Source organism: Streptomyces sp. NPDC056600, assembly GCF_042792855.1.
Lineage (GTDB): Bacteria > Actinomycetota > Actinomycetes > Streptomycetales > Streptomycetaceae > Streptomyces.
Window position 1 is genome coordinate 19,474 of sequence record NZ_JBHTVQ010000038.1, and the last position, 20,260, is coordinate 39,733.

Below are 20,260 nucleotides of genomic sequence, written 5' to 3' on the forward strand. Positions count from 1 at the left end.
CGTACGAAACACAGTGCGGCTTGGGAGGCTCCCGGAAGAATGTCTGTCCCGGACGGGGACGTGAAGCACCTCGCCACGCTCGGGTGGTCGGGTGCGGACTTGACATTAACACTACCGGATCCCACAAACATTCCCCCTCTCCACATCCGGCAATCGCCTGAATACCCGCTCCCGGTCAGTGCTTATCCGGGAACGCGGCCGTTCATGCGGCGGCTCACGCACCGGCCGCGAGCGGAAGCACGCTCGCGCCCGACAGATCCAGGGCCAGCCGGTTCGCGGCCCAGCCGTCACCTGCGGACATCTCCACCTTCTGGGCCGTCTCCTCACTGGCCAGGGCCAGCACGGTGGGGCCCGCTCCGGAGATCACCGCGGGAATTCCGTCGGCCCGCAGCCGCTCCACCAGGGCGGCGCTCTCCGGCATCGCCGGGGCGCGGTACTCCTGGTGCAGACGGTCCTCGGTGGCGGGCATCAGCAGCTCGGGGCGCCTGGTGAGGGCCTCGACGAGCAGCGCGGCACGGCCCGCGTTGGCGGCCGCGTCGACGTGGGGGACGTTGCGCGGCAGCAGGCCGCGGGCGGTCTCGGTCAGCACCGGCTTCCCGGGGACGAAAACCACCGGAACGATGGAATCGGAGGGCTCGCTGCGCACCGCGCGGCCGACGCCGCCCTCCATCCACGCGAGGGTGAATCCGCCGAGCAGACAGGCGGCGACGTTGTCGGGGTGGCCCTCGATCTCGGTGGCCAGCTCCAGCAGTCCCTCGTCGTCGAGCCGGTTCTCGCCGCCTATCGTGACCGCGCGCGCGGCGACGATTCCGGCGCAGATCGCGGCCGAGGAGGAACCGAGTCCGCGACCGTGCGGAATGCGGTTGGCACAGACGATTTCCAGCCCCCTGGGCTGTCCGCCGAGCACGTCGAAAGCGGCGCGCATCGCGCGCACGAGCAGATGCTTCTCGTCGCGCGGCAGATTGTCACTGCCCTCGCCGGCGATGTCGATGTGCAGCCCCGATTCGGCCACCCGGACGACAACGTCGTCATACAGCCCGAGCGAAAGACCCAGGGCGTCGAAGCCGGGACCGAGATTCGCGCTGGTGGCGGGCACACGCACGCGCACGGCGGCGGCTCGGAAGGCGGGACCGGCCATCGCTGGATGACTCTCCTTGACTGCGGGACATGAGACGACGCGAACGCGTCGGAACCGAGCACGGCACGGCATATGCGGCGGGCTGGTTCAGTACAGACTATCGAAGGATGCTTCCCCGGCGACATAGGGCGCACAGGAGGCACACGCAGCGTGTCGATTCACGCCAACTTCCGACTTCCGGGAAACACGGGCGCTGCCACATGGCCGGGGCGGGGGAGCACGCCGGGCGCTCCCCCGCCCCGGAAACCGGTGCCGGTCCGGGGATCAGTCCTGCCCGGCGAGCCCGAGGCGCGCGGCGGCGGCCGCGGCGTCCACCGGAACGACCTCGGGTCGCGCCGGCGCCCCCATCGTCGCCCACTCCGGGTCCTTCAGCCCGTTGCCGGTGACCGTGCAGACGATCCGCTGCCCCGGGTCCACCAGCCCCGCCTCGGCCGCCTTCAGCAGCCCCGCCACCGACGCCGCCGAGGCGGGCTCGACGAACACGCCCTCCTGCGACGCCAACAGCCGGTACGCGCGCAGGATGTCGCGGTCCGTCACCTCGTCGATGAGGCCGCCGGAGTCGTCCCGGGCCGCCTCCGCGTACTCCCAGGACGCCGGGTTGCCGATCCGGATCGCCGTGGCGATGGTCTGCGGGTCCTTCACGACCTCGCCCCGCACCAGCGGCGCGCTGCCCGCGGCCTGGAAGCCCCACATCCGCGGCTTGCGCGTGGCGAGCCCGTCCGCGGCGTACTCCCGGTACCCCTTCCAGTACGCGGTGATGTTGCCCGCGTTGCCGACCGGCAGCACGTGCACGTCCGGCGCGTCACCCAGCATGTCCACGATCTCGAAGGCGGCGGTCTTCTGCCCCTCGATCCGCACCGGGTTCACCGAATTGACCAGCGCCACCGGGTAGTTGTCGGCGAGCGCGCGCGCCAGCTCCAGGCAGTCGTCGAAGTTGCCGTCGACCTGGAGGATCTTCGCCCCGTGGACGAGCGCCTGTCCCATCTTGCCCAGCGCGATCTTGCCCTGCGGGACGAGCACCGCGCACACCATCCCGGCCCGCACCGCGTAGGCGGCGGCGGAAGCCGAGGTGTTGCCGGTGGAGGCGCAGATGACAGCCTTGGCGCCCTCCTCCTTCGCCCGCGTGATGGCCATCGTCATCCCGCGGTCCTTGAACGACCCCGTCGGGTTCGCCCCCTCGACCTTGAGATGCACCTCGCACCCGGTGCGCTCGGAGAGCACCTGCGCGGGCACGAGCGGCGTACCGCCCTCGCGGAGCGTCACGACCTCCGTCGTGTCCGAGACCGGAAGCCGGTCCCGGTACTCCTCGATGATTCCGCGCCACTGGTGAGTCTGAGTCATGACTCCGCCTACTCTCCTTCGACCCGCATGATGCTGGCGACGCCCCGGACCGTGTCCAGGCCGCGAAGCGCCTCGACGACCGCGCTGAGCGAGGCGTCGGACGCACGATGGGTGACGACGACGAGCGATGCCTCGCCGTCCTTGCCCTGCTGGCGCACGGTGTCGATCGACACCCCGTGCTCGGCGAAAACCGTGGCGACCTGGGCGAGGACGCCCGGCTTGTCGGCGACGTCCAGGCTGATGTGGTACCGCGTGACCACGTCGCCCATCGGTGACACCGGCAGCGCCGCGTACGCCGAGTCGCCTGGACCGGTGGCCCCGGCCAGCCGGTTGCGGCACACCGCCACCAGGTCGCCCAGGACGGCCGAGGCGGTGGGCGAACCACCCGCGCCCGGCCCGTAGAACATGAGCTGACCCGCGGCCTCGGACTCCACGAACACCGCGTTGTACGCACCGCGCACCGAGGCGAGCGGGTGGGTCAGCGGGATCATCGCGGGGTGCACCCGGGCCGTGACCGAGCCGCCGTCCGCCGCCCGCTCACAGATGGCGAGCAGCTTGATCGTGCAGCCCATCTCCTTGGCGGAGGCGAAGTCCCCGGCGGTCACCTCGCTCATGCCCTCGCGGTACACGTCGTCGAGACGCACCCGCGAGTGGAAGGCGATCCCCGCCAGGATGGCCGCCTTGGCGGCGGCGTCGAAGCCCTCGACGTCGGCCGTCGGGTCCGCCTCGGCGTACCCGAGCGCGGTGGCCTCGTCCAGCGCCTCCTGGTACCCGGCGCCGGTCGTGTCCATCTTGTCGAGGATGAAGTTCGTGGTGCCGTTGACGATGCCGAGCACCCGGTCGACCTTGTCGCCGGCCATCGACTCGCGCAGCGGCCGGATCAGCGGGATGGCTCCCGCCACCGCCGCCTCGTAGTACAGGTCCCGCCCCTGCTCCTCGGCCGCCGCGTGCAGCGCGGCGCCGTCCTGGGCGATCAGCGCCTTGTTCGCGGAGACGACCGACGCCCCGTGCTGGAACGCGGTCATGATCAGGTTCCGGGCCGGCTCGATCCCGCCGATCACCTCGACGACCACGTCGATGTCGCCCCGTTTCACCAGGGCGGTCGCGTCGGTGGTGATCAGCGAGGGGTCGATCCCGGCCCGCACCCGGTCCGGACGACGGACGGCGACACCGGCCAACTCCACCGGCGCGCCGATCCGCGCGGCGAGGTCGGCCGCGTGCGTCGTCATGATGCGCGCCACCTCGGAGCCGACGACTCCACAGCCCAGCAGCGCCACCCTCAGCGGACGCGTACGCATCATCCGACCTCGCCTCGTTTCTCCAACCGGTCTCATACCGGTCAACGGTTGTCCAGTCTCAGGCACCGGACGAAATCCCTTCGATTCGTCCGGATCCTGAGATGTATTTTCCGGGATCCTCCCCGGATTCCAGCGGCTTTTCCGCCGGAGGCCTCTCACCGCACCAGATGCCTGCGCACCCGGTGCCGACGCGCCCGATGCCGACGCGCCCTGCGCCGATGCGGGCGGCGCCGATGCGGCCGAGGCGCCTGCCTCACCCGACGTCGAGACGGAGCAGGTCCTCCTCCGTCTCGCGGCGGACGATCACCCGGGTGTCACCGTCCTTGACGGCGAGCACCGGCGGGCGCAGCACGTGGTTGTAGTTGCTCGCCATGGAACGGCAGTAGGCGCCGGTGGCGGGTACCGCGATCAGGTCGCCGGGCGCCAGGTCGGCGGGCAGGAACGCGTCCTTGACCAGGATGTCACCACTCTCGCAGTGCTTCCCGACCACCCGGGCGAGCATCGGCTCGGCGTCGCTCGTCCGCGAGACGAGCGCGACGGAGTACTCGGCGTCGTAGAGCGCGGTGCGGATGTTGTCCGACATCCCCCCGTCCACCGACACGTACGTCCGCAGCCCGTCCAGCGGCTTCAGCGTGCCGACCTCGTACAGCGTGAACGCCGTCGGACCGACGATGGCCCGCCCCGGCTCCACCGAGATCCGCGGCGCGGCCAGCCCGGCGCCCTCGCACTCGCGGGCGACGATCTCCCCGAGCGCCTTGGCGATCTCGTGCGGCCCCTGCGGGTCGTCCTCGCTCGTGTAGGCGATGCCGAGGCCGCCGCCGAGGTCGATCTCCGGCAGCTCGACGCCGTGCTCGTCACGGATCTCGGCGAGGAGCCCGACCACGCGCCGCGCGGCGACCTCGAAGCCGGCCATGTCGAAGATCTGCGACCCGATGTGGCTGTGGATGCCGACCAGCTCGAGCCCGTCCAGCCCGAGCGCCCGCCGCACGCCCTCGGCGGCCTGGCCGCCGGCCAGCGGGAGGCCGAACTTCTGGTCCTCGTGGGCGGTCGCGATGAACTCGTGCGTGTGCGCCTCCACGCCCACCGTCACCCGGACCAGCACCTTCTGCCGCACCCCGTGCGCCTGCGCGACGTGGGCGACCCGCACGATCTCCTGGAACGAGTCGAGCACGATCCGCCCGACCCCCGCGGTGACCGCCCGCTCGATCTCGCCGAGGGACTTGTTGTTGCCGTGGAACGCGATCCGCTCGGCCGGCATCCCCGCCGCCAGCGCGGTCGCCAGCTCACCGGCGGAGCACACGTCGAGGTTCAGCCCCTCCTCGTGCAGCCACCGGACCACGGCCTTGGAGAGGAACGCCTTGCCGGCGTAGAACACGTCGGCGCCCTCGCCGAACGCCTCCCGCCAGGCCCGGGCGCGCTGCCGGAAGTCGTCCTCGTCCATCACGTACGCCGGGGTGCCGTACTCCCGGGCGAGGTCCCGGACGTCGACCCCGCCGACGCGCACGGCGCCGTCCTCGTCACGGGTGACGGATCCCGCCCACACCTTGGGGTCGAGGACGTTCAGGTCGGCGGGCGGCGCGGTGTAGTGCCCCTCGGGGAGGACGTCGGCGTGACGGGGTCCGGCGGGGTGTGCGGAACGGCTCATCGTCTGTCTCTGCGTCTCTGTTCGGTCTCTGGCTCTCGCGGTGCGTGTCGTTCGCTCGTGTTCGCGCGTGCTCAGAGATGGTCGGGTGCGTCGATGCCGAGCAGGGTCAGGCCACCGGCCAGCACCGTCCCGGCGGCTTCGGCGAGCGCGAGCCGGGCGCGGTGGGCGGCCGAGGGTTTCTCCTCCCCCGTCGGCAGCACCGCCCCGTACGTCAGGAACTCCAGCGTGGCGTCCGCGACCCCCACCAGGTGTCGCGCGACCCGGTCCGGGGCGTGGGCCCGCGCGGCCTGCGCGAGGACGCGGGGGTGGTCGGCGAGTTCACGGAGGAGGGCGAGGGGTTCCCCTGCTCCGTGGTCCACCGGGCCGGGTTCCGCGGCGTGGCAAAGCTGCGTGGCGTTCCGGCTCGCGGCGCGGGCCCGGGCGTGGGCGTACCGCACCCGGAACAGCGGATTGCTCTCCCGCTGCGCCAGGTGCTCGTCCCCGAGGGTGGGCCGGTCGTGCGGCGCGGGGTGCAGCAGCGCCCAGCGTGCGGCGGCGGGGCCGAGGCGTGCGGGGTCGGCGGGCGCGGGCACGGGGCGGATGTCGGCGTCCCGCGCGTCCTCCACGACCACCACCTCCGCCACGCCGCCCTGGCCCTCGATCAGCCGGCCGACGACCTCGGCGATCACCTGGGCCCGCACCTCCTCCGCGACCCGCAGGGTGACCGTCCGCCCGGCGAACGCGTCCCCCCTGCCGTACGCGAGGCCGCCCTCCGCACGCACCCTGCGCACCAGGGCGGCGTCGACGTCGCCCTCAAGACTGATGTTGAGGAACCCCGGGCCGGTGACGGCGATGTCCCGCACCCCGCTCACCCGCATCAACCGGGTGCGCAGCACCTCGGCGACCTCCGGGGCGGGCCGTCCGGCCGGCCCGGCGAGGCGCATCGCGACGTTGGTGGCGTAGTCCCCGCAGCCCCCGGGGCCGGGCGGGGCGATCTTCACGGTCTCCGGCACGGCCACCGCCAGCTCGCCCTCGTCCACGGCGGAACGCACCGCGCGCAGCACGGTGTGCGAGAGCTCGACGGGGGTCACGGGATCCAGATTAGGGGAGCCGGGGCGGGGTAGGTCGACCCGTTTCGGCTGGGTCCCGCCATCCGGACAGCTCGCGCCCCTTTTGGTGCGTGCGCCACCGTTTCAGGCACTTACCGGCGCCGGTTCCTCCGGCCCACGCCTGAGCTCCATCAACCGCCGCACCACACCCACGAGTTCGGCCGGCTCGAACGGCTTGGCCACGAACGCGTCCACTCCCACGTCCAGTCCGGCCTCGACCTCCGGGCGGCTGCAGGCGCTGATGATGGCGAGAGGCAGATCACGCGTCCCCGGGTCCGACCGCAACCGCGCCGCCGTCCCGAGCCCGTCGAGCCGGGGCATGACCACGTCCAGCGTCACCACGTCGGGCCGCACCCGATGGATCACTTCCAGACATTCGGCACCATCGGCCGCGGTCACCACCTCGAACCCTTCCAGCTCGAGATTGACCCTGATCAGCTGCCGGATCACTTCGCTGTCGTCGACGACAAGGATCCGGCCGGAAGCGCCCGCCACAACTAGAGAGTAGGCACGGCGCGCACCCCCCGTCCGGCTTTTCCGCACTTCCACCCGTAACGGACAGGACACGGCAGGCACTCGCTCCGGCGCACCACCCCCACCGCACGGAAATCCTGTTCACGACCACCCCAGGTGAGCTGGTAGTGTTCTACCCGTCACCGCGACCAACGCGCCGCGGCGAACGCGCCCCCGTAGCTCAGGGGATAGAGCAACGGCCTCCGGAGCCGTGTGCGCAGGTTCGAATCCTGCCGGGGGCACCTTGTATGAGGTGCCCAAAGACCCCGTCACCAGCGGAAACGCTGAGTGCGGGGTCTTCGCGTATGTGCAGGCATGTGCCGTCCGAAGCAGCCCTGCGACGCGGTCCGTGGACTATTCGTGGACAGGATCCTGAAGCGTTTCCCCTGATCAGCCGCTGCGCGGGGAGGTCATCGGACGAGCCCAGAAGCGCCGCCGCTAAGCACCGGAAGGCGGGTCGCCTGTCTGGCCGACCGGCAGGCCCAGGGTCGCGCCATGCCATGTTGAGTGGGCGTTCACCACGCGTCCCTGCCAGTTGCGTTCTAGGCTGCCCAGTGCTGCCATGCCCAAGGGGGGACCATGGCAACCGCCGTTGAACGCCTGCGCGCTGACTCCGAAGCCGTGCGCATCATCGAGACGTTTGCGAGCATCGAGACGTTTGCGGGCCGCGGCAACATCGCGCTCTTCTCGATGAAAGAACTCCGCCGCATCGGGAAACATCGGAGCCTGCGGGGACAGGCTCTCACGCATAGCACCGAGATGCTGCGCGCCCGAAAGTTGGAGTAGCTGCCCATTCGCCTGCCGCGCAACCAGGATCACCACATCGTGGCCTGGCGGCGAGGTACCCCGGCACTGAACTGCTAGAGAGTCCAATGGCTCAGCCGTGAGGCGGGAAGTCATGGGGCTGCCGTGCGACTCTCAGACGACGAGACCGTTCATCTGTACCGTGCCGCACGAGTGATCGAGCTCAGCGCTGGGCTTCAGCCCCCTGGACCTTTCCAGGGGGCTTCGCATTTCAAGACTGCGACATTACGCGCGCCTATCCCGCTCGGCCAGCTAATGCTTGCCTTGCACTCCAGGTTCGTAGTGAGTTCGGGATTCGGGCACCTCAACAGCCCAACGAAGAGGTGCCGTCCGGTAACTACGCGTTGCGTCGGCCATTGCAGAGGAGCTGGCGGGTGCTCCGCCCCAGGCCGAAACGGCAGCCACCGACCCGTTGGAGGGGGCGAAGACGGCTCGGTGCACAGGCCCACGTGCCGTCTCCGCCTACAACTGTCGGCCGCCCCCGCCTCGCCACCGTTGCAAACCCAGCTGGGCCCCCGTGTGACAGAGGTTCGGCGCGATGCTGCAGGGTTAGCCCATCAGTTTGAACCCCCTGCCCATCCATTCAGCAGCTCCTCGACCGAGGCTGGCTTGGCTCCGCTGCTTCCGCTGAACGCCTCGGCTACCAGGTCAATGACGACACGCGCGGCCGGCTGATGCCGAATGTTGATCTGCTCTTGAATGTAGTCGAGACCACCGTTGGCGTACGTCTCGAAGATGTGGATCCTCTGCTCGAGACGCGCCGCGTCCATGATCTCCGGATCTCCAGTGATCACGTTGGTGGCGATCATGTTGATCAGTGCCTCGCTGAAGGCAGGAGCGGTTAGCACTTCGTAGCGGATGCGGTCACTATGGGGTGCTGTGAGGGCAGCGTGACGGTCGTGACGGAACCCCAGCGCAGCGGCGAAGAGCAGGATGTCGCGATAGGTGGGGAAACCTGCCTCGTCGCGCAACTCGATCATGAGAGCTTCGTGCTGCTGCGGGCGACGGGCCCGGACATCGACGAACAATGCGGTCACTTGATCACCTTCAGTTCGGAGTAGTCGCTCTCAGCCGCCACGATGTAGGGGTGGGACATCCCCTCCAGCTCGATATGGTCGGTGCCGTTCTCCGCCGCGGTGGTGTGCGTCTGGATGACGCCGAGATGGCTGACGTAGGGCATCAGCTCATTCACGACCTTCCCGAGACCCTGGCTCTTGCTTACGAGGACGATAAGCTGCGGAGCCATCTTTGCGAGTGCCCGCGATACAGCCTGCTGATAGTCCTGATCGAGTGAGCCGAACGCAGCGTCCATCACGATGGGATACATACCGGCATCTACAGGGGCATGGCCCTCTGCGCGACGCTCTTTGTGGTTCTCGCGAGCGAGCTTGGAGACGGCGGCGACGAAGCTGAGGCTCAAGATCTGGTTCTCGCCAGTCGACTTCGGCACGGGAAGCTCGACACCGTTCACATCCTTGTGGAGCGTCAGCTCGAATCCCTTGTTGAGGGTGGGGATGTGGTTCTGGTGCGTGATGCTCCGGAACACCTTCTTCAACTCAGCGTCCAGGCGCACGCGCATGTCGTCTTCGCGGATAGACAGGATTTCGCTCAGTGCACGCCGTACCGACTGCACGAGGTCAGAGCGTGCCCGGGCTTTGCCCGCGAGTTCGTCCGTGACCTCGGCACGGCTGCGTTCCTTCGTCTTCTTGTCAATGTCGTTCTTGATGCGCTCAAGTTCACTCGTAATGGAGCCGATCCGCTGCTGCTTGACACCGATGCGGCTGTCGAGGTCCATCCGCTTTGTTTCGAGATCCTGAGCGCCTTCCAGGCGGTCGTCGCGCAGCTTGCCATCGAGCTCCGACTTGCTGGCCTCCAAGCGATCAACCCGTTCGCGCGCATCGTTGATTCGCTTGGTGATTTGTGCGAAATCTTCACGCAGTTCTGTACGCTTGGAGGAAAGTGGGACAATCTGGCCACTGAGCTGTTGCCAAGCTGTCTCGACAGCCTGAAGTCCGGCCCGCTGTCGCCAGTCTTTGACGTGCTCCCACGGAACGGTGTGCTCGACCAAAGGCGTACCGCAGATGCAGGCGCCCTGCTCCAAGAGCTGGTCGACGAACTCCCGCTTGAGCGGCGCTGGCAAAGCTCCCTTTTGGTAGAGGCCGTCGGCCGTCGCCAAAGTCTTTTCGGCGAGCGCTTCGGTGAAGGCCAGGAAGCCGCGTGTCGCAACCAGGTTGGCCTGTTCGGCCACTGCCGCGTCACGAGCGCTGCGGGCCTCCGCGAGTTCTTCGGTGACGGCATCGCGCTGCGCCTGGATGGGCGCTGCGACTGCGTGCTGACGCAGCAGGTCGGTGACTGCCTCGCGTTCTTCGATCAGCGTGGCCAAGTCCGCTTCGAGACCCTCTAGCTCTCCCCGAGCGGTCGTCTCACGCTCGCGTAGGTCATCGATGTCGGTCTGGATCTCGCTGGCTTTGTCTCCGCCGTATTTCTTCAGTTCCTGGGTCAGGCGTCGGTCGACCTTGGGCAGGTGCTCGAGTGCCCGCTCGACATGCTGCATCTCGAGCAGCACCTTGATGTCCTGCTTGACCTCCGCATAGGCGCCCTTCTTGACCAGCTTCTCGATGCGCTCACCGTTGAAGAAGAGAAAGCGGCTGACACCCCGCGGCAAAATGCTGAGGATGGCTTCCTGGGGGGCAGTAACAACCTCCGAGGAACCGTCAGCCTTGGTGGTCCACAGTTGGACCTCGGGTGAGGGCTTGGGCTGCAGGTCCGACTCCTTGCGCAGGCTTGCGCGGCGCAGCACGCGGTAGTCCTGGCCTTCGTGGTCGAGTCGCAGGTCAACAGCGACTTCCGTCGACTGGCCGATCGCAAGCTCTCGCCAGACGCTATCGGTCACTATGCGGTCCTGTTCCTCGACGTCGTCGGACATCGAGCCGTACAGCACCCAGGTGAAGGCGTTGAGGAAGGTCGTCTTGCCGGCGCCGTTCGCCCCGAACAGCAGAGAGACCGGTTTGAGGGAGTCGGAGCTGAGATCGAATGTCTGCACTCCGCGGAACTGACGAAAGTTGGTCAGCGTGATCGACTGCAGTCTCACGGAAGGATCTCCTTCACCGCGGCGAGCAGGTCGTCCGTCGCGTCGTACGCACTCAAATGCATTTTCGCCCTCTCGATCTGGAGGACGCGCCTGAGCAGCGACAGCTCCTCCTCGCTGAGCTCCTCGAGCACCTGTTTTTCGGTCCGACCCCCACCGGTCACTGCATGTCCTCCCTCAGGTATGGTCTGTGTCATATCCCTTGCCTACATATCCATCAGCTGGTAGCGCTCCTTGAGCGGGCGCAACGTCTCGAGGGTCCTTTCGTAGTTTTCCGACAGCTTGCCGAATTCGTCGGCTCGCTCGAACTCGCGTCGCAGTAGCGCTCGTTCGACGTCGAAATTGATCGGGGTGCCGGCAGGAGGCACCGCCAGGTAGTCCAGAACCTCGGCCCGCTCCTTGCCATCTGCTCGACGCAGCAGGCGTCCGCGGCGCTGGATGAATTCCCGCGGATTGCTGCTGCTGGCCAGCAGGTAGCCGATGCGAGCGTCGGGGATGTCGACTCCCTCGTCGAGGCAGCGCATGGCGACGAGCACGCGCAAGTCGTCTCCCCCGCTGAAGCGCCGGAGCAGACGTTTCCGCTCAGCGCGTGGTGTGTCCGAGATGTAGGAATGCGCAGAGAGGTGCAATTGGTTTCCGACCAGGTTCATCACGTCGTGAAGCTGGTTGGCTCCAGGTGGGTCACCCGGCTCGATCGGTCGTCGCCCCTGGGCGCAGTAGATCAGTTGGAACCAACTATCGCGTCGGGCTTCGAGATCTGACCTGAGCTGCGCAAGCTTGCCTTTGGCATGCCCAAGGATGCCTGCGCGTTGCCGGAGGAGGAAGCCGATAGGGGAGTCGGAACCGGTGTCCTTGAGGCTATCGCCGGCCGCAAGTCTCTTAGCGATCTGGCTGGTCAAATCGACGTACAGGTTGGTTTCGACGTCATTCAGCTCGACGAGACGCGGCAGGTACAGATAGCGGCAGAGCGCTCGCATCTCGATGGCTTCGCCAAGCCCCAACTCGAAAGCTATCGGGCCGAAGTATCCGATCAGGGCATCGGTGCCCTCGTCGTCGAACCAGCGTTCGGGGGTCGCCGATAGTGCAAGACGGTAGGTCGCATTGAACGGGAGCGCCGAGCGGTAAGCCGACGAGCCGAGGTTGTGGGCTTCGTCGGCGATGACAAGGAGCGGCTGTGAGATCCTCCCGAGCACCGACTGGAACCTAGCGCTGGCAAACGAGGCGTTCGTTGCGACCATCGCCACGATCGGGCGCTGTCCCAGGCGTGCTTCGTTGAGCTGGTCCTCGACGGTGTGCAACCACTTCTGGCCGGACTCGTAGACCGCAACCGGGCGAACACCGAACGCCTCGATCTCCGTGACCCACTGGTCGACGAGGTGCTGCAGGGGCGCCAGGACCAGGACGACCAAGGGCTCCTCACGCTGGCGCAGGGCGTTGGCCAGCTGGGTCGCGGCGATCATGGCGGTCTTGGTCTTCCCGGTTCCGGTGGCCATCTTGAGGATCCCACGGCCCTGCTGCCGCAGCCACGAGGCCACCGCTTCCCGCTGGTAGTCGCGGACGGTAAGCCATGCCGGGAGGGCCAGCCTGGCGGGCTCGGCCGCAACGACGTGCGAAGGTGTGAGCGCGTCATCGCACCCGGGCAGGGAAGCCCTGGGCCGCTCGCCCCCCAGCTTGATGAGGCGGTCGCGGGCGACATCAGGGAAGGGTTCCACGCTGAGGTGTGGCGTCTGGCCGGACCACAGCTTCTCAAAATCCGCCTCGAGACGCAGCGCCCGAGCACCGTCGCCGGCGACCCAGCCCCGGTACACCTCGATCGACTCGAAGTTCGCCATCAGGCCGCCGTACGTCTCATTGCTGCTCCCGGTGAAGCTGACCAGATCACCGACAGCATCACGAAACGTGCCAATCTTTTCGTGGTAGATGCCGATGCGTCCGTCCCGTTCGACGAAGGCCAGCTTGATGTCCAGGCGGCCCTGGGCGATCAGGCGTCCGAGGATGCCGAGGCCGTCCAGGACCGTCTCGGGCTGCTCGGTGTCGAGCTCACGGATCGTCGCCTTCTCAAGCACCCGCCGGACGTCGTATCCGCGCTCGATGTCGGTGACGTCGTCCTCGTCAAGGTGGGGGGAGGCCACCAGCCGCATGGCGCCGCCGCGTTCGGCGAAGCTCTCGATGCCGCGGGCGAACAGGGCAAGGCTGGTCGAGGTGAAGTAACCGACGGCCCGGCTGTAAGACGTCGCCGCCGAGAATGCCGGCATGTAGAAGCTTGCGACGACGTCTTCCTGATCACTGCGGTAGCGATCGTTCAGCGCGAGGAGGCGCAGGCTGTGGGCGGGGGCGGTCATAGCAAGTCCATGATTTCGTCGATGTCTGCGCTCGATGCGATGGACTTCGAGTCGCCGTTACTCTCGAGGACGTCACGGACGCCCATGAGCAGGGTGGCGATGTCGCTGTCACCGCGCTCGCTGTAGCCGCCGATGATGCTCGCCATGGGAGAGCGGGGTGAGAGGCCGATGGCCTTAGTCAACGCCTCCCGCGCCTCGTTTCCGTCCAGCGTGTCGGCGACACCGATCAAACTCAGTGCCTCGGCAAGGCCGTCTCCCGCCGGCTCTCGTACTGGCTCTAGGGCGAAGTGGCCATCGTCCGTCATGATCAGGAAGGCTTCGCTGTCGACCGCAATGTCGCTGTCCAAGAGGAATCGGCGGATCGATCCGAACGCCGGCTGATTGCCGGTCCAGCCGATGGTCTGTGGGCCCAGGGTGGACGCTAGTTGCCGCGTCTGGCCGAACTGCAGCCCCACGATGCCCGCGATCGCCACGGGCGCGGGAAAGCCGCTCCCGCGGAGGTGGTCTTTGGTGATGCGCAGCCGGTACGCCCAGGCATCCTGGTGGCGGAACAGACGACGGGTACGCTCGGGTGACTTCCTGATCTCTCGGTCGGCGGCTGCCATGCGAACGACGCCGTCCCGGCTCTCAAACGGCAGCGAACTAGCGTAGGTCACCACACTGGTGGCCGTGACGCTGTACTTGCCGGTGATGTACTCGATGAGGTCGTCTAGGAGGACATGCCCTCCGCCGCGCTCCACCTGCTCCTGGATCAGCGCGCGAACTCCGACGTAAGCGTCCATGTCCCACTCCGACAGCGCCCATCGGTCACGATCCACGCGCTGAAAGCGATCGTCCTGGCTCATGGCGTTGCGCAGCGATCCAACGCTGCGCTCGAAGATGAAGCGGTCCACAATTTCCTGGGCGGTGAGCGGCGTTCCGGCAATCGAGAGCACCGCCGCACCGTAGTCGTTGACCGACTGGATCCGGGTGAAGACGAAGCCACCGTCGATGACATAGCCGCATTGGGTCAGCCACGATTTCGTCAGCTCCGGCAGCTGTTCCGGGCTGCTCGTTTCGATCAGGGCGAGGCCCTCGAGGCGCACGACGCCGTAAGTGTCGGCCTTCTCATGTAGCTGCGTCTGAGTGATCGTCCTGGCGGCTGTCATCGTCAGCGCTGCGCACCACCCATCCTCGATCTCGTAGGCATCGTCGAGGCCATTCAAGACCCGCCAGGCAGGCTGGCCGACTGCGTCGACCACCTTGCCGAGCGCGGGAAGCAGGGCGAGTAGATTATCCAGCGGCCGAACGGTACCGATTAGGGCGCGGGTCGTCTCTGCTACCCGTCCAAGCAGACCGTCGCCCAAAAGGTCACGCATTGCTGTGCGCGCTTTGCCTTCAATCTGGCGTACTCGTTCTCGGCTGACCCCGTGGTCCCTGCCGATCTGGTCCAGGGTGTGGGAGCCTTCCTGGAAACAACGTGCTGACAGGATGTCAACGGTGCGACGATCGAGTGTCTGTAGGGCCTGATCGAGCAGTCGGGCCACATCCAGCTCGAGCTCGTCGGCAGTCAGAAGGTCTGCAGCCTTGAGCGCTTCGAGCCGCCGACAGGTCTGCAGGACGTCTTGCGGGATACCGTGGGGCAACGGGGCACCGAGCAGAGGTTGGTTAGGAAGACCAACGGCGGCGTACCACGTCGCGATCTCCGAAACGTCTGTCACGATCTTCGAGGTCCACGGCGGCCGTGGAGGCTGGGGCGACTGCTGCTGCGTCGCGCCAGGTACGGCGTGACGGCCTGTTACCTGCACCGGCACCGCATACACGGTCGATGCGTCTGCCAGCCCACACAGGGTCGCGACAACCGTGCCGCCACCCACTTGCCGCCAGCGGCGCATCTCCTCGACAGTGATGCCCGCCAAGTGGCCGACCTGGGTGTAACTGCGCTGACCGAACGCGGTCATGGCACGAGTGGGCAAATCGATTCGGTTCAGGGGAAGGTCGGGTGCGAGAACCGGAAAGATCTGCCCCATCGTCCACTGGGACAGACGCGTCATCGCGTCCTCGGTGACCTGGGCCAAGCGCCGACGCCGTACGGAAGGGGTGGCGCCTGTGATGGTGTCGTTCCACCACGTCTGGGCATCAGGGCCTGACGTCAGCCAGGGGAACACGTCCAGCCAGCGGTGCGGGCGCGGATCGGTGAGGTGGTCAGCTGGATGCTCGGTGGCGTCCGTGCCCGCAGGGTGGGACGGCAACGGGATGACCTGCCCGACGTCAGCCTCTTCGCCCGTACGTTCCGTCATCCGTTTATCGGCTGCCTCACCGCAGGGTGCTCCATCTTCACTTGCGTCCGCCGGGCTGCCCACGAGCGAATGCGGTCGCTTGAGCATCGGCACGTCCCACTTGGCGAGCGCCCACAGGCCGCGGGCGTCGTGACAAAAACGGGTGTCGACGGCCAGCGCTCGCTCGAGCTGCGTGGCATCCATGGTGCGTGCGCAGCTGTGCAGCAGATCCAGCGTCGACATGGGCTGCTCAGATTCCACGAGGGCTGCCTCGACGGCTGTCAGAACCATCCGCCCAGCGCAAAGATCAGCCCGGCCGTCGGTGCCTGAAGTAGGCAGCTGGTCGGCGGATGCCCGCTGTGCCGCCCGGTCCTTCGGCTTCTGCGCTTCCTCCCCATCACGAGGAAGCAGGGTCGCAGCGCATGCGTCCTGCGCAGGGGCAGAAAGAGGCATGGTGGCGCTCGCGCCGGACAACGGGCTGACGGCGTGAGCCTGTCCAAGGCGCCATCGCCCGTCGTTCCCAAGGAAAGCTCCGCGGACCTGGAAGGCCAAGCGACGCATGTCGCCCGGCAGGTGTTCGACATCGAGCAGCAAAGTCCCAAGGTCTGCAGTCACTTGGTGTTCCACCGCCAGGATCCGAAAACGGTCCAGCGCGGTCCACAGCTCATCGACACCGCCGGGCGCCGCCACCTGTGCATGCGACAGCTCCGTGTCTGCGAGGCCCGGCTGCGAAGGGTCACCTGATGCATACTGGTCGTGGTGACTGTATGCAGGGGGCGTCTTCCCCAAGGTGGACGAAGCCCCAGGGTCATGCCGGCCGTCCGTGATGACAGGTGCAGTCCTATCAGTGTCATCCTCGGCAGCGGGAAACAGGGGAAGTGTGACCTGACGTGCTGACACCGCCAGTCCGCAGCGGGCCAGCCAACGGCAAAGAGTGGATTCTCCGGGCGCGATCTTTACTCCGGCCTGCTGCACGAGCCGCTGCGCCGCCTTGAGGGTCATGGTCTCCCCGGCTTCCATGCCAAGGGCGGCCAACGTTCGACGCTCCTCGCGTTCGATGTCTCCGTCGAAGACCCATCCGGCGACTTGGGAACCCGGCCACTTGAGGCCACTGAGGACGTCCAGCACGGTGACGCCTTCGCGGGTCACTTCTTCCGCCAGCCACGGGTGCCGGGAGAGGAGATCCGCTTCGAAGACCGGACACGCGATCTCGCGCTCGACGCATGCGACAGCACGCTGCAGGTCCGAGTCGTCCTCAATGACGTTCTGCAGGGACTGCGGCAGGTCGTTACGGCGCTTGTGAACTACGTGCCGGAACATTCGCAGTTCGGACGCCAGTGCGTCCAGCGGGGCGGGATCAGCAGCGCACACGTGATCCCGGATGATGACCTGCTCCACGTCATCCAGGTGCTTGAACCACGCAGATATCTTGTCCACGGCTGCGTCCCACTCGCTCAGTTCTTCGTGCCCAACCGCGACCGCCGATTGAGACCGAATGCTGGTCAATCCTCGTGGCACACCGTCAGTGGTGCACCCGTCGATGTATACCCGTTCTTCCTACAGGCTTTGGCGGAAGAGGAACGGGCACCGTACACCCCGCGCCGCCCTACTCCGCAGCAGCCGTGACCGTTTCCGGTGCCGGCCCGCTGTCCTGCGAACGCTGCGTCGGCACCTTCAAGGACGCCGCCCACTGGTCGTACTGATCCTGATCCAGATAGAACCAGTCCCGCAGCGCCCTCATCAGCGTCTTGTGGGCCATCTCAGCGGCAAGCTGCTCGAGCTTGGCCTGGGGGCTGCCCGGCCGGCTGGCCTTCAGGGCATTCGCATTTTGCTTGATCAACAACTCGAGATAGAACAGGCGTGCAGCATGCAGGACTTGGGTGAAGGCGTGCCGATCCACAAACCACCGGCTCACATGCTCCCAGGCGGCCGGGGTGTCCAAAGCCTGGAACCAGAAGTAGCGGAAGTAGACCGCCTGGGGCGTGTCCATGTTGCTGATCTGGTTCAGCGGATTTGTGACGTCGCTCCTGCTGTTGCTGAAGGCGAGCTTTCGGTCCCGGCCCTTGCCGTGCTCCTGGGCAAAGTACGCGTTCCAGCCGTCGACCAGGGCGGCAGCAAACGCGGGGAGCTCCTCGAGTCCCCCTGAGCCCTGCTGCTTGCGAAGCTCCCACAGCGTGCCGAGAGCAAGCATCTGCCCGATCTGGCACGCCTGGGTATTGAAGACCGCGAACGCCGCGTTCGCTCGCTTGACGTGGTTCTGGGTTGTGGAGTCGAGGTACTCCTTGGCGCGCAGCCGTTCGAAGTCTTGCTCCCGCTTGTCCAGTGACTCCCACGCCACGACGATGTCCGACTTGCTGGGGTTGAGGCCCTCAGATTTCTTCACAAGGAAGTCGTCGTGACTGGCCCGCAGAGTCCAAAAAACGCCGACACCGCTGAACAGTGCATCGTAGGCAAGCGCGAGGCTGCTGTCGTCCCGGTGCCAGGAATCTCTCAACGCGGTAAGCGCCCTGGAGTGCGAGGCGTAGGGAGCAGTACGCGACAGCAGCGTCAGGACGGCCCGACCCCACGTCGCTGCGAAGCGTTCGGTAATGGTATCGATCTGACCGAGCGGGAAGTGTGCGTTGCCTAGTTCGTCCCTCCGGTAGGGGAAGCCGCCATCGTCGATCTCCTCATTGAACAGACTGGCGAAGCCGAGCTGAGTGCGCAGGAACTTGTCCTGTTCACGAACGTTGTGCCGGCCCGGGCCCTGCTTGAAAGCAACGTCCTGCAACTGCCGGGCCGGACCGAACAGCAGACGTTCGACGATGGCTTTGAGGACGGTGATGCTCGTCAGCACTGACCAGCGCGCCGGCCGGTTAGCGTTGACCTGTGGGTTGTCGTACTCCACGGCGTACAGCGGCATCAGGTCACCGCCGTTGTTTCCCCGCAGCTCACTCAGCAGACGACGGGTGAGGATATTTTTCAGCTCGGCGTCCGACAGCAAGATGATGCGCGACTCCGACGGGGGACGCGCCTCCTTGTTGACATCGACGAAGAGCTTGCGGGCCGCCTCATGCGGCTTGCCGTCCGCGCCCGTCTGCCCGGGGAACCAACACACGGTCACGGGTACCTCGACCTTGCTCAGATCGAGGTCACCGCCTTGCTCATCGATCAGGTGCTGCACTTGGTGCTCGTAGAAAGAGCGGTACTTCGCACCGCTGGAACCCTGCCAGCTTTTGGTCATGGTGCGCTCCACCGCCAGGAGCGCCATTGCCCGGTGCTGGCCATCGAGGACGACCAGTTGCGCTTCGGCGCTATTCCACCACAGCTTTCCGATGCTGCCCGGATGCGGCTGGCCGTCCGGCGCCGCTAGCCGCTGAACTTGAAACGCCTCCCCCGCACGCTGCTGCAACCACTGCGCACCGTCGTCCATGACGAGCGTTGGCTCCACCTCCAGAGGCGCGAACTGCGACGGGCGCTTGCTCCGGAAAGGCAGGAGGACCGCAACGACCGGCGGGAAGAACGCCGGTCCGTTCGCTTGCTCCGTCATGAGGTAAGGGATCAGCTGGACGGCGACGCGATGATCGTCCAAGTCCCGCTGCAGGAGCTGGTTGAAATCAAGGTCTGCAGCCTCCATCACTTCGCGCACTGGGGCGAGGCTCTTGGTGAGGCGGCGCTCCGGGTCGTTGGCGTCCTCACCGAGGCGCGCCTTGGTCATGATGTAGTCCACACGACCGGCGGGAGTTGCGAAGCTACCCCACGTTCCCCGCACGTGATCCAGGAACCTCGGCTGCGAGCCCATCCCATACATAGACTTTCTACTTCCCCTCCGTGCCCAGTACGCATAGTCAGACATACCGCAGCAGAGCCAACCGCCATAGCCTCACTCGTGACCGTGATCACTCGAGTCGTGAAGAGATTATGTACCTACCACGAACTTTTTGGGGATGGCCCCCTCATCCGAGCTGAGACCACCGTCTCCACACCCTTGGCGCGATGGGCAACGACCCTGCCAGTTCATAGCATGTCCCACTTCCAGGTCTGGGATCCGCCAGTCCGTGCATCCCCGGGACCGTCTAGCGGCGGTTACTTCGGGAGGTGTAGGCCTTGTCCGCCAGGACATGGTCGGGGCGGGTGCGTGGCCGCCCGACTCCGCTGCGGGGCACGGACACCTGTTTCAGCACGGGCTCGAGCTGGGGGCCGTCGCCGTAGTGGCCGGGTGTCAGGACGAGGGCAAGGGGCCGGCATCGTCCGTCGGCGGCGAGATGGATTTTGGTGGTGAAGCCGCCGCGGGAGCGTCCCAGGCATTCGCCGATCTGACCACCTCCTCCAGCCGGACGGCCAGTTTCTGAAGTACCGGATCGACGTGGTTCGTCCTTTGGCGGGCCCCCTTTGAGGCACCGCGGCAGGCGGTGCTTTCCTCGCGCTGGCGGCGTGCTGGTGAGCTCGTACCGCTGTGGAGTCCACCGACACGTCCCAGGCGATCCGGCCCGCGGCGTCCTCGGCGGCTTGGACCCTCGACAGCAGCATCTTCCACGTCCCATCCGCTGACCAGCGGCGATGACGCTTGTAGGCCGTCTCCCACGGTCCGAACCGCTCAGGTAGGTCCCGCCACTGCACACCGGTCCGCACCCGGTACAACACTCCGTTGATCACCCGCCGGTGATCACTCCATCGGCCGCCACGAGCACCACCACGAGGTAAGAACGACTCCAGCCGATCCCATTCCGCGTTCGTCAGGTCACCACGTCCCATCCAGCCAGCCT

13 protein-coding genes, 1 tRNA gene and 1 pseudogene are annotated in these 20,260 nt (G+C 66.9%); 2 read left to right on the plus strand and 13 right to left on the minus strand.

What is annotated here, in order from left to right:
* Positions 1-214 precede the first annotated feature (214 nt).
* The 6 genes from thrB to ACFRAV_RS19410 form a co-directional block, all read right to left on the minus strand.
* Positions 215-1,138 carry a homoserine kinase gene (thrB, locus tag ACFRAV_RS19385; protein WP_351111744.1) on the minus strand — a complete coding sequence of 308 codons (924 nt, stop codon included), beginning with the start codon at positions 1,136-1,138 and terminating at the stop codon, positions 215-217.
* Between the two features lie 264 nt (positions 1,139-1,402).
* On the minus strand, positions 1,403-2,479 hold the full coding sequence (thrC, locus tag ACFRAV_RS19390) for a threonine synthase (protein ID WP_382557162.1): 1,077 nt from the start codon (positions 2,477-2,479) through the stop codon (positions 1,403-1,405).
* A gap of 8 nt (positions 2,480-2,487) precedes the next feature.
* Positions 2,488-3,780 (minus strand): homoserine dehydrogenase, encoded by a 1,293-nt coding sequence (locus ACFRAV_RS19395; protein WP_382557164.1) that lies wholly within the window; start codon positions 3,778-3,780, stop codon positions 2,488-2,490.
* 250 nt (positions 3,781-4,030) lie between these two features.
* Entirely contained in the window at positions 4,031-5,422 is a 1,392-nt protein-coding gene (lysA, locus tag ACFRAV_RS19400; RefSeq protein WP_382557166.1) for a diaminopimelate decarboxylase, read from the minus strand.
* A 71-nt stretch (positions 5,423-5,493) separates the two neighbouring features.
* Positions 5,494-6,492 carry an ArgS-related anticodon-binding protein NrtL gene (nrtL, locus tag ACFRAV_RS19405; RefSeq protein WP_382557168.1) on the minus strand — a complete coding sequence of 333 codons (999 nt, stop codon included), beginning with the start codon at positions 6,490-6,492 and terminating at the stop codon, positions 5,494-5,496.
* Positions 6,493-6,594: 102 nt separating this feature from the next.
* Positions 6,595-7,059: a response regulator gene (locus ACFRAV_RS19410; RefSeq protein WP_382557288.1), complete on the minus strand. Its 465-nt coding sequence runs from the start codon at positions 7,057-7,059 to the stop codon at positions 6,595-6,597.
* A gap of 134 nt (positions 7,060-7,193) precedes the next feature.
* On the opposite strand from ACFRAV_RS19410, the gene ACFRAV_RS19415 reads away from it, so the two are divergent.
* Together ACFRAV_RS19415 and ACFRAV_RS19420 are read left to right on the plus strand one after the other, a co-directional pair.
* A tRNA-Arg gene (locus ACFRAV_RS19415) sits at positions 7,194-7,265 on the plus strand.
* A gap of 337 nt (positions 7,266-7,602) precedes the next feature.
* On the plus strand, positions 7,603-7,809 hold the full coding sequence (locus ACFRAV_RS19420) for a hypothetical protein (RefSeq protein WP_382557170.1): 207 nt from the start codon (positions 7,603-7,605) through the stop codon (positions 7,807-7,809).
* A 575-nt stretch (positions 7,810-8,384) separates the two neighbouring features.
* Here ACFRAV_RS19420 and ACFRAV_RS19425 read toward each other — a convergent pair.
* The 7 genes and pseudogenes from ACFRAV_RS19425 to ACFRAV_RS19455 all read right to left on the minus strand — a co-directional run.
* Positions 8,385-8,864 carry a hypothetical protein gene (locus tag ACFRAV_RS19425; protein ID WP_358497048.1) on the minus strand — a complete coding sequence of 160 codons (480 nt, stop codon included), beginning with the start codon at positions 8,862-8,864 and terminating at the stop codon, positions 8,385-8,387.
* Positions 8,861-10,918: an AAA family ATPase gene (locus ACFRAV_RS19430; RefSeq protein WP_382557172.1), complete on the minus strand. Its 2,058-nt coding sequence runs from the start codon at positions 10,916-10,918 to the stop codon at positions 8,861-8,863. The genes ACFRAV_RS19425 and ACFRAV_RS19430 overlap by 4 nt, the downstream gene beginning before the upstream one ends.
* Entirely contained in the window at positions 10,915-11,079 is a 165-nt protein-coding gene (locus ACFRAV_RS19435) for a hypothetical protein (RefSeq protein WP_358497052.1), read from the minus strand. Before ACFRAV_RS19435 ends, ACFRAV_RS19430 begins: the two co-directional genes overlap by 4 nt.
* Positions 11,080-11,121: 42 nt before the next feature.
* Positions 11,122-13,257, minus strand: a complete 2,136-nt coding sequence (locus tag ACFRAV_RS19440) for a DEAD/DEAH box helicase family protein (RefSeq protein ID WP_382557175.1) — start codon at positions 13,255-13,257, stop codon at positions 11,122-11,124.
* Positions 13,254-16,952: a sigma factor-like helix-turn-helix DNA-binding protein gene (locus ACFRAV_RS19445; RefSeq protein ID WP_382557176.1), complete on the minus strand. Its 3,699-nt coding sequence runs from the start codon at positions 16,950-16,952 to the stop codon at positions 13,254-13,256. Before ACFRAV_RS19445 ends, ACFRAV_RS19440 begins: the two co-directional genes overlap by 4 nt.
* Before the next feature lie 169 nt (positions 16,953-17,121).
* A complete protein-coding gene (locus tag ACFRAV_RS19450; RefSeq protein WP_382557178.1) occupies positions 17,122-19,212 on the minus strand; it encodes a hypothetical protein in 2,091 nt (696 codons plus the stop codon).
* Between the two features lie 361 nt (positions 19,213-19,573).
* Positions 19,574-20,249 (minus strand): annotated as a pseudogene (locus ACFRAV_RS19455) (IS5 family transposase); the annotation flags it as partial.
* Between the last annotated feature and the right edge of the window lie 11 nt (positions 20,250-20,260).